6 protein-coding genes are annotated in these 7,832 nt (G+C 68.4%); 2 read left to right on the forward strand and 4 right to left on the reverse strand.

What is annotated here, in order from left to right:
- Positions 1 to 112 precede the first annotated feature (112 nt).
- The 3 genes from ACODTA_RS29075 to ACODTA_RS29085 are packed head-to-tail and all read right to left on the reverse strand — an operon-like array spanning position 113 to position 3,446.
- The gene (locus ACODTA_RS29075; protein WP_489070960.1) at positions 113 to 1,681 is read right to left on the reverse strand and encodes a class I adenylate-forming enzyme family protein; all 1,569 of its coding nucleotides are present in this window, start codon (positions 1,679 to 1,681) and stop codon (positions 113 to 115) included.
- Entirely contained in the window at positions 1,678 to 2,952 is a 1,275-nt protein-coding gene (locus tag ACODTA_RS29080; protein ID WP_489070962.1) for an MFS transporter, read from the reverse strand. The genes ACODTA_RS29075 and ACODTA_RS29080 overlap by 4 nt, the downstream gene beginning before the upstream one ends.
- Before the next feature lie 2 nt (positions 2,953 to 2,954).
- The gene (locus ACODTA_RS29085) at positions 2,955 to 3,446 is read right to left on the reverse strand and encodes a MaoC/PaaZ C-terminal domain-containing protein (protein WP_489070964.1); all 492 of its coding nucleotides are present in this window, start codon (positions 3,444 to 3,446) and stop codon (positions 2,955 to 2,957) included.
- 100 nt (positions 3,447 to 3,546) lie between these two features.
- Here ACODTA_RS29085 and ACODTA_RS29090 point away from each other — a divergent pair, with 100 nt between their 5' ends.
- A complete protein-coding gene (locus ACODTA_RS29090) occupies positions 3,547 to 4,257 on the forward strand; it encodes a TetR/AcrR family transcriptional regulator (protein ID WP_489070966.1) in 711 nt (236 codons plus the stop codon).
- Positions 4,258 to 4,260: 3 nt separating this feature from the next.
- On the opposite strand, the gene ACODTA_RS29095 is transcribed toward ACODTA_RS29090, so the two are convergent.
- Positions 4,261 to 5,736, reverse strand: coding sequence for a serine hydrolase domain-containing protein (locus tag ACODTA_RS29095; RefSeq protein WP_489070968.1), 1,476 nt, complete (start codon positions 5,734 to 5,736; stop codon positions 4,261 to 4,263).
- A gap of 142 nt (positions 5,737 to 5,878) precedes the next feature.
- On the opposite strand from ACODTA_RS29095, the gene ACODTA_RS29100 reads away from it, so the two are divergent.
- Positions 5,879 to 7,768 carry a CocE/NonD family hydrolase gene (locus ACODTA_RS29100; RefSeq protein ID WP_489070970.1) on the forward strand — a complete coding sequence of 630 codons (1,890 nt, stop codon included), beginning with the start codon at positions 5,879 to 5,881 and terminating at the stop codon, positions 7,766 to 7,768.
- The last annotated feature ends 64 nt before the right edge of the window (positions 7,769 to 7,832 follow it).

Genomic DNA, 7,832 nt, shown 5'->3' on the forward strand with positions numbered 1-7,832 from the left:
ACACCGCAACAGAAGGACAGGGCTTCGACAGGCTCAGCCCGAACGGGTTTATGGGTCGGCGCGAACCGTCACACACTCATGCCCCCGGGACCGGAATGACGGGAGCCCCCGCTCAGCCCAGCCGCCGCCGAAGCGCCGCCTTGTCGATCTTGCCGATCGGCAGCAACGGCAGCTCCCGTTCGATCTCGATGCGCTTGGGGAGCTTGTAATTGGCAAGGCGCGCGCGGCACCAGACGTAGAGATCGGCGGGATCGGCGGGTGCGGCAAGCGTGACGAAGGCGACGCCGATCTCCTGCCAGGTCGGATCCGGCATGGCGACCACCGCCGCGGCCTCCACCGCGGGATGCGATTCGAGCACCGCCTCCACCTCGCGCGGATAGACGTTGTACCCGCCGGACTTGTACATCTCCTTGATGCGGCCGACGATCCGGTAGCATCCGTCGGGCCGCAACACCGCCAGGTCGCCGGTGCGGAAATAGCCGTCGCTGGTGAACGCCTCCGCCGTCGCGTCGGGCCTGCGCCAATATCCCAGGAAATTGAGCGCCGATCGCGTCTGCACCTCGCCGACCTCACCCGGCCCGACCGGTACATCATCAGCGCCGCACAGCCTGATCTCGACGCCCGGAAACGCCGGGCCGACCGAATTGGCGAGCCGTTCCAGGTCGCGCGTCGGCGCGATGGCGGTGATCGCGCTGGTGGTTTCGGTCATCCCGTAATTGGTGGCGAGCGCCGGCCCCAGCGCCGCGAGGCGCGCGATCATCTCCTCGCCCATCGCCGCGCCGCCCCAGATGATCAGTTCGACCGCAGAAAGATCGTGATCCGCGAAATCGGGAAGATCGAGGATCATCGGGAAGGTGCTGGGCACCGAGCCCCACAGGGTGACGCGTTCCCGCGCCATCAGCCGCAGGCATTCCGCCGGGTCGAATTTCTCCATGAAGATCGTCGCTCCGCCGGCGACGAGGCACGGCAGGCTGCAATCGACGACGGAGCCGACATGGTTGATCGGGAAATAGTTGATCACCCGAAGCGGCGACAGCGGCCAGAGGCGGTTCTGCGCGAGGCTGAACCGCGCCAGGCCCGCATGGTGCAGCAACGCCCCCTTGGGCGCGCCCGTCGATCCCGATGTGTAGACGATCAGGCAGGGATCGCGCCCGCCACAGCCGGCCCGCGCGGCGTCCAGCCTTTCCTGCCCGATCGCCTCGCCCGATCGCAGGAACGCCGCCATCGGCTCGCTGCCCGGCGGGCCATCGGTGCTGTCGTGGAGGACGATGCGGCGGAGCGAGGGGCAGGCGGCGGCGATCGCCGCCAGTTCCTCGTCATAGCGGCGATCGCCGATATGACGGCGCGCTAGGAGGATGGCCGGCTCCGAATCGGTGAGGACATGCAGGAGTTCGTCGAGCCGGTAGCGCGGATTGAGCCCCACCCAGATCGCGCCGATCGACGCGGTCGCCAGGAAATCGACCAGATAGGCCGGGTGCGGCGGCTGGAGCGTCGCGACGCGGTCGCCCTTGCCGATGCCAGCGGCGAGCAGCGCGCGCGCCAGCCGGTCCACCGCCGCCGCCAGCTCGGCATAGGTCCAGCCACGGCCGTCCAGCCTGAGCGCGACGGCATCGGGCCGCCGCCGCGCGTGCCAGCCGGCATAGTCGCTGATGCGCGGCAGTTCGGGCGGCAGGCCGCTCATGGCCGCGCCGCCCGCCGCAGCGACGGAATCGCGAGCATGCCGAGCGCCGCCGTCGCCAGCATGACGAACCCCGCGAGCCCGCCCGCATAGTCGCGACCGACCATCGCGAGGGCGAGCGCCGTGGCGAGCGGCCCGAGCGCGAGGCCGATCTTCTCCGCGGCCGTCCATATGCCCGTCAGCGCCCCTTCCGCCGCGCTTTCCACCGCCGAGCGCGCATGGATCAGGTGCGCCGCGATCGTATAGGGCAGAACCTGCAACCCGGCGAAGGCCGGCCCCGCCAGCGCGAACCCGGCCAGCATCGCGGGCCAGTGATGATGCCGCGCCGCGAGCGCCACGATCGCGGCGGCGAGCATATAGACGATGATCGACACGGTCAGGACGCGGGCCTCGCCCCAGTGGCGGCCGGCCCAGGCGAGCATGGGCGCGGTCAGGCTGGTGGCGACCAGCATGATCCCCAGCGCGACGCCGATGTCCGCCTCGCTTCGGGAAAGCGCGTGGACGATCAGATAGGGCGCGGAGGCGGAGATCAGCCCGGCCGCCGCGAGCATGAGGACATAGGCGATCACCAGCCAGCGGAAGGCGCGGTCGCGAAGGGCCGCCCGCACCTGATCCCACAGGGGCGCCCGCGCGACCGCCGCCGCCACGGGGCCGTCGCGGCCGCCCAGCACGAACAGCGGCGCCAGCATCGCGACCGCGCACGCCGCCCCCAGCCAGAGCGCCATGACGGCATAGCCCGTCCGGCCGCCGCCGGCCGCGGCGACGAGCATGGGCGCGAGCGCGCCGCCCGCGAGCACGCCGATCATCGCGGCGGCCATGCGCCAGCCGACAAGGCGCGACCGATCCAGCGGAGTCCCCCCGAATTCGGCGGGGATCGCGACATAGGGAACCGCGAAAAGCGCGTAGCAGGTGACGAGCGCGAAATAGCCCGTCCCCACCCACAGCGCCTGGCCCGCCGGCGCCATCGCGGGCGGCGCGAACAGCAGGACGAACGCGATGCCCGTGCCGACCGCGCCGAGCGCGAGGAAGGGCCGCCGCCGGCCGAAGCGGCTCACCGTGCGGTCAGACCATCCGCCGACGAACGGATCCCAGAACAGCGCCCATAATTTGGGGAGAAAGACGATCAGCGCCGCCACCCCTGAGGAAATGCCGACGATCTCCGTGCAGAAATAGAGGAGCAGCACGCTCGGCACCGTGGAGAAGGCGCCCGTGCCGAAGGATCCGATCGCGTAGAGACTGGTCTCGCGGCCGTCGAACCCTCCATTGGGGGTCACGCTCAGTCCTTTTCGGGCGGGATGGCGATCGACAGCCAGTCGGCGATCAGCGCCGGGCGCTCCCCGCCCTCGATCTCGATCCTGCAGGCGAAGGTGGTGAGCCAGCGCCCCTGATCGTCGAGCACCTTGTCGCTCATCTGGAAATGGCCGCGAACGCGGTCGCCCGCGCGGACGGGCGCGATGAAGCGCACGCGATTGAAGCCGTAGTTGAGGAAATGCCCCGGCTCGCGCCGTTCCGCCTCCGGCGCGGTGCCGACCGCTTCGTGCAGCATGTGCGTCAGCAGCGCGAGCGTGAGGAAGCCGAAGGCGATCGGCCCGCCATAGGGGCCGTTGGAGCGCGCCCATTCGGGATCGACATGCATCGGATCGGGGTCTTTTGTGATCACGCCGAACTGGCTAATCATGTCCTGGGTCACCTCGATCCACGTCGAGGGACCAAGCTGGTCTCCGGGTTGCGGCGAGACGGTCGACTGGGTGACGGCTATGTGAGTCATTGATTTCCCATCGGGGGTTGCATTTTTATGAGATTGACCTCATTTATGATCGACGTCAATCGACAAGCGTGCTCGCCTCCATATTTTTCAAGTTGAATCCATGAATCTTTCTTATATCGAGCACCTTGAAGCATCCTATCGAGACGATCCGCCCAAGCAGAAGGGGCAGAGAACGCGCGCACGCATCAAGATAGCGACCGCGAAGGTTCTTGAAAAAAAGGGCTATCACGCGATGCGTGTCTCGGATGTTACCGAGACGGCCGAGATGGCCGAAGGTTCTTTCTATATTTACTTTAAGGACAAGACCGACGCCACCGTCACTGTCCTTACGGATCTTCTTGAAAACTTCTTCAACCTCGAAACCCCGCGCGACGGCGAGCGGACGGCCTATGATTCGATCCGGCTGACCAACCGGCGCTGGATCTCGGTGTGCCGCGCCAATGCCGGGCTGATGCGCTGCATCCTCCAGGTCGGAGACGAGACGCCCGAATTCGCGCGGCTGAGCCAGGACGCCAACCGGGTCTGGTATCAGCGCGTCGCTGAAGGCGTGCGCCGTCGGCGCGGCACCGGCCCCGGCATCCCCATGCTCGCCGCCTATCTGCTGGGCGGCATGATGGACGAGCTGGTGCGCAAGCTGATCGTCTATCCCGATCCCGGCCTGCTCGACCTGCTGGCGGGCATGGGCGCGGACGACGATATGGTGGCGGACGCGACCAGCCTGATCTGGCTGCGCGTCTTCTATCCCGACGAACCCGCGCCGGAGGGCCTCGCCGAACCGGTCGCGGCGCTCGCCACATGGCTTGCGCCCTAACACTCAAGCGATCGCCACGGCTTCGAACACCGAGCCGTAGGACGACATGAAGACCCGGCGGCGGCGGCCCGCGCCTTCGAACCGGAAACGCTGCTCGTCGTCATGGGCCGACACGAATTCGCCCCTGCCCTGGTAGCGCAACGGAATCCCCGGTCCGCTCTCCCCGCCCTTGACGAACCCGACGCGCAGCCCGCCATCCTTGACCGTGAAGCGCATCGCATCGACCGCGAAGCGGATCTCGCCAAGCGCGTAGCTGCCGGAGAAGCGCGCCGCGTCGGCGGCGGGGAGCGGCGCGTCGACGATCACGGGCTGGGGCAATCCCAGCACCACGCGCGCGATCTTCTGTTCGACCGAGACGATCGAGATGCCGCCATATTGGATGTTGGACAGCAGCACGATCGTCACGTCGTCGTCGGGATACCAGGCATATTGCGCGCTGAAGCCGAAAATGTCGCCGGGATGGCCGATCTTCCGGTGCCCCTCGAAATCGGCGATGGCGAGGCAGCCGAGCGAATAGGGCAGCAGCGTGCCGCTCTTCAGCCGGTCGCGCTCCAGCACGAGCCCGCGAACCGCCGGGCTGGTCGGCCCGTCGCCGAACACGCCGCGCCGATATCTGAGCATGTCGTCGACGGTGGAGAGCACCGCTCCGGCCGAAAAGGCGACCAGCGGATCGTAGCGCTGCGCATTTTCGAGCCCGTCGCGGCCAAGCCTGTAGCCATGCGCCCGGCGCGGTTGCAGCCTGGCCCAGCCGGCGAGCGAGCTGTTCGCCATGCCGAACGGCGCGAAGACATGTTCCTGGAGATAGCGGTCATAGCTGAGACCCGACACTTTCTCGATGATCAGGCCGAGCAGGTAGATGCCCGAATTGCTGTAGCTCCAGCGCGTTCCGGGCTCGAACTGAAGCGGCTGTTTCGCGAACCAGTCCACCACCTGCTGGCGGGTGATCGGATCCTGGCTCGCGCGCGGAAAGCCCGGCACGTCGAGATAGCCGACCAGGCCCGCGCTGTGATCCGCGAGATTGCGGATCCGCAGCGCGGCGACGGGCGCGGGCAGGCCATCGATATGCCGGCCCGCCGGGTCGTCGAGCGTGATCCTGCCCTGTGCGACGAGCTGCATGATCGCAAGGCCGGTCATGGTCTTGGTGACCGATCCGATCGGGAACACCGCCTCCGGCGTCGCCGCCACCCCGTTCTCCACATCGATATGGCCGAAGCCCCGGCGATAGAGGATCCGCTCGCCCTTCTGCACCGCGACGACGATGCCGGGAAACGGCCCCCGCTCCATCGCCTGCCGCACGATCCCGGCGATCGGATCGTCCGCCGCCGTCGCCAACGTCGCCGCCTGCCCGCGCGCGGCGATCGCCCCCGATACAGCCACCGCGCCCGACAGGCCGAACAGGCCGCGCCGGGAAAGTCCGGTCGCGCGCGGAACGCTCGGCGGGCCGGGATCGGCCATTGCTGCGGGCTGGATCGGTTTCATGGCGCTTATCCTCGGCAAGCTCGGCGCGCGCGCCGAACGGGGCTGGTCGACATCATCTCTTGCAAATATACAAATATGAGGTCAATCTCAATTATTCGGCGCGCACGTTCGAAAAGCCGCCGCGAGCTAGCTGGAGACCGATATGCGGCGATTGGAACGGGTGAGGATGCAGGCGGGCATGACCGTCATGCTCGCGGCGACCGCCCTGATACTGGCGGGCAGCGTCGGCGCGCCGGGAACGGCCGCGCCCCCGCCCTCATCCACATCTCTCGGCCAACCCGCCACGGCCACGCCACGCCCCGCCGGCTGGAGCGACCGGTCCTATTATCTCGCCATGCCGGACGGGGTGCGCGTCGCCGTCAGCCTCTGGTTTCCCGGCGGCCGCGCCGAGGGCAAGCACCCGGTGCTGCTCGTCCAGACCCGCTATGGCCGCGCGGGAACCTTCATCCACGGCGAAGGCGGCAGATATCGCGCGCTGGTGGATCAGGGCTTTGTCGTCGCGATCGTCGATACGCGCGGCTCGACCGCGTCCTTCGGCGACCGGATGGTCGAGATCGGCCCCGACGAGATCCGCGACATGGACACGATCATCACCCACCTGAAGACCCGGCCCTGGTCGAACGGACAGGTCTTCGCGCAGGGCGTCTCCTATATGGCGGACACCGCCGATCTCGCGACCGGATCGCCGGCGGGGCTCACCGGCGCGGTCATCCGGGCAAGCGATTTCGACGCCTATCTCCACCTGTTCGCGCCCGGCGGCATCGCCAACGAGATGATGATGCGCCTGTGGGGCGGAGACACGCTGCTGCGCGACTATGGTAAGTCGCTCGACCCCAGGGAGGGATTCGATTGCGGCGCGCGCGTCGCGGATTGCGCGCGCCTGTGGCCCCGCATCCAGCCGGTGGACGAGGATTCCGATCATGCGCTGCTGCGCAAGGCGTTCGCGGCGCGGCGCCACTGGACGCCCGACGACTATCGCCGCGCGGAATTCCGCGACGACAAGGGCGCGAACGGCTTCACCATGTTCGCGTCGAGCCCGGCCGCCCGGCTGGCGGACATCGCGCGCCGGCGCGTGCCGGTGCAATATTGGGCGAGCTGGATGGACGCGGGCACGGCGGAGGGCACGCTCGCGCGGTATCGCTCGCTTCCGGGCGTGCTGATGGAGGTGTGGATCACCGCCAACAATCATGCCGGCAACCGCCTGACCGATCCCTTCCTGCCCGATGCGCCTGCCCCGCGGCCCGCGTTCGAGGATCAATGGGCGAAGATCGCCGCGTTCATCGCCACTGTCCGCGCGGGCAAGCCGGTGACGCGCGCGATCCATTATTATGTGCTGGGCGCGGGCGAGTTCCGGTCCACGGCGGACTGGCCGCCGGCGGACACGACACGGACCCGGTTCCGCCTGGGTGCTGCCGGTTCATTGTCCAGCGGCCGCTCCGGCCCCGACGGCGCGGACCACTACGACGTCGATTTCTCCGCGACCACCGGCACCGCCACGCGCTGGACCACGCAGATCGGCGCCCCGGCGGCCTATGGCGACCGGCGCGACGCCGACCGCAAGCTGCTCACCTATAGTTCGGAACCGTTCGCGCAGGACATGGAACTGGTCGGCACACCCTCGGTCACGCTGTTCGTCGCGACCGCCACCGCCGATCCGGCCTTTTTCGCCTATCTGGAGGATGTCGCGCCCGATGGCCGCGTGACCTATCTCACAGAGGGTCTGTTCCGCGCGGTCCATCGCAAGCCGGCGCGCGCGGACCGGCTTCCCTATGCCCAGCCCGAGCCGGCCAAAAGCTTCGCGCGGGCCGATGCCAGGCCGATGGCGCCGGGCAAGGTTGCCGAGGTCAGCTTTCCCGCCTTCCCGGTCGCGGCGCGGATCAGGGCGGGGCACCGGCTGCGCCTCAGCCTCGCCGGCGCGGATGCGGGCACCTTCCGCCGCTATTCGGAAGGAAAGGCCGAAAGCTGGCAGGTCCAGCGCGGCGCGCGTTATCCCAGCAGCCTCTCGGTCGATCTGCGGCCATGGCGCGACTAGACCGTGAATTCATAAACGGCCGCTTTCGGCAGAAGGGCGGAATGACTGGATTTGGGTGTATTCC

The sequence above is a fragment of the Sphingomonas sp. FG14 genome, from assembly GCF_057809675.1.